1 protein-coding gene and 2 pseudogenes are annotated in these 2,240 nt (G+C 69.5%); 1 reads left to right on the top strand and 2 read right to left on the bottom strand.

All coding sequences use genetic code 11. The features are described 5' to 3' along the window. Nucleotides 1–11: 11 nt before the first annotated feature. Nucleotides 12–875 (bottom strand): annotated as a pseudogene (gene panC, locus ASJ79_RS22885) (pantoate--beta-alanine ligase); the annotation flags it as partial. Continuing rightward, nucleotides 868–1,278 (bottom strand): annotated as a pseudogene (locus ASJ79_RS31435) (DUF5318 domain-containing protein); the annotation flags it as partial. The pseudogenes panC and ASJ79_RS31435, both read right to left, overlap by 8 nt. A gap of 112 nt (nt 1,279–1,390) precedes the next feature. Between ASJ79_RS31435 and ASJ79_RS22880 the strand changes: the two are divergent. After that, nucleotides 1,391–2,240, top strand: an 850-nt coding sequence (locus ASJ79_RS22880) for a DUF1707 domain-containing protein (protein ID WP_067960307.1), incomplete at its 3' end; no start/stop codon positions are given.

The raw sequence follows: 2,240 nt of genomic DNA, 5'->3' as shown, positions 1-2,240 counted from the left end.
CGTTCGTAACATCAGTTCCTCCAGGGCAGTTCGTGGCTGACGCCGGACGCGCTGCGCGGATGACCGTCGATGCCTGCGCTCGCCCCGATGTCCACGGCGATGTTGTCGAGCAGGCGGGTGCGGCCCAGCCGGGCGGCGATCAGCATGCGCCCGGCGCCCTCGGCCGGAGCCGGCCCCAGCATCGGGTCGCGAACCTCCAGGTAATCGAGCTCGAGCGCCGGCACCTCGTCGAGCACGGCGCGCGCGGCGTCCAGGGCGGCGTTCACCCCGGTCGACGCGGCGTACATCCCGGCCAGCAGCGCGGCCGACAACGCACCGGCCTGCTCGCGCTGCACCGCGTCGAGATACCGGTTGCGTGACGACATCGCCAGGCCGTCGGCCTCGCGCACGATCGGCACACCCTGGATCTCGATGTCGAGGTCGAGGTCGGTCACCATCTGGCGGATCAGCGCCAGCTGCTGGAAGTCCTTCTCGCCGAAGTAGGCCCGGTCCGGGTGCACCGTGTTGAAGAGCTTCAGCACCACGGTCAGCACACCGGCGAAGTGCGTTGGACGGGAAGCGCCTTCGAGCTCGGCGCCGAGCGGGCCGGGATGCACCGTGGTGCGTATGCCGTTCGGGTACATGTCCTCGGCGGTCGGGGTGAACGCGATGTCGACGCCCTCGGCGCGCAGCGCCTCGAGGTCCTCGTCGAGCGTGCGCGGGTAGGCGCCGAGGTCCTCGTTCGCGGCGAACTGCAGCGGGTTGACGAAGATCGACACCACCACCGCCGCGCCCGGCACCCGCTTCGCAGCCCGGATGAGCGCCAGGTGCCCCTCGTGCAACGCGCCCATCGTCGGGACCAGCACGATCCGGCGACCGGTGGCGCGCAGCGCGCGCGGTCTGGGTGCGGCGTGGTCCGCGTGATCCCTTCGGGGGCGGCACCGCGCCGAGCACATACGACTTGACCAGGTGATTCCAGCTGCACGTGCGGCATACCTCCACCACGTGTACGGAGAACTCGTCGAAGCGGGTCGCGAGCAGGACCAATTCCTCGGCGGTCCGTGCGGAGCCGGACACCGCGCCGAGGTGGTCCCCGAAAACCCACGACACCAGGGTCAGTTGTTCCTTGCGGCAGATCGGGCACATCACCGAACTGGGCTTGCCGTGGAACTTCGCAGCGCGCAGCAGATACGGGTTGGCGTCGCAGACCTCCGAGACGCCGGTGCGGCCCGAGTACACCTCGGCCAGCAGGGACCGCCGCCGCAGGGCGTAGTCCACCACCTGTCGCTGCAATCGCACGAGGACCAGAGTACGTCGGCCACTCGGGCACCGAGGTTCGGTGTGCGCCCACAGAGCGTGGGAATCGTGTCTGGCCTGCGCCGTCGACGGCCGAACTCTTACGATCTTGCTCGTGGCTTCGGGGAGCTCGACACGACGGACGTCGTCGACACGGGCAAAAGACAGTGACCGCAACGAGACGTGCCAGATCCTCGACACCGCGCTGGCCGAAGGGCAGCTGTCGATGGCCGAGCACGGCGAGCGGGTGAGATCGGCAACCACCGCCGCGACGCTCGGGCAACTGCAGGACCTGGTGGCCGACCTGCAGACCGGTAAGACGCTCGACGCGCTCGACGTTCCGGTGATCACCAAGATCGTCAACCGCAGGCCCCCGGGCGTGCGGGTGGGCTGGGGCCTCAAGGCGGCCACGGCCGGCGTCCTGGTCGTGCTCGGCATCGCGATCGGCTGGGGGCTCTACGGCAACACCCCGTCGCCGCTGAACTTCACCGCCGACCCCGGCGCCAAGGCCGACGGCATCCCGGCCACGGTGCTCACCCCGCCCAGGCAGCTGCTGTCCTTGGGCGGGTTCAACGGGCTGTTCGAACAGATGCGCAAGAAGTTCGGCAGCACGATGGGCTACGAACTCGACATCCACTCCGACATGGCCTTCCTGGACCGGCCCGATCCGCAGGACAACCGGCGCAGCCTGACCTATCACTACCGCGGCGGCTGGGGTGAACCGACCGGCTCGCCGTCGGCGGTCGACTCCGACGACCGACTGGTCGACCTCGCGAAGTTCGACTTCGAGAAGACGCTCGGCGTGCTGCGCGGCGCCCCCGACACCGTCGGTATCGCCCGCGCCGACGTCAAGGACACCTGGCTGCGCATCAGCCCGTCGGAGGACCCGTCCACCCCGGATGCGGTGATCGTCGAGATCGTCGTCAGCAGCGACTTCGGCTCGGGCCGCATCGAGCTGTACCCGG

Source organism: Mycobacterium sp. NAZ190054 (assembly GCF_001545925.1).
Taxonomy (GTDB): domain Bacteria; phylum Actinomycetota; class Actinomycetes; order Mycobacteriales; family Mycobacteriaceae; genus Mycobacterium.
The sequence above is the reverse complement of the archived record's forward strand: the minus strand, read 5'-3'. Positions and strand labels throughout refer to the sequence as shown.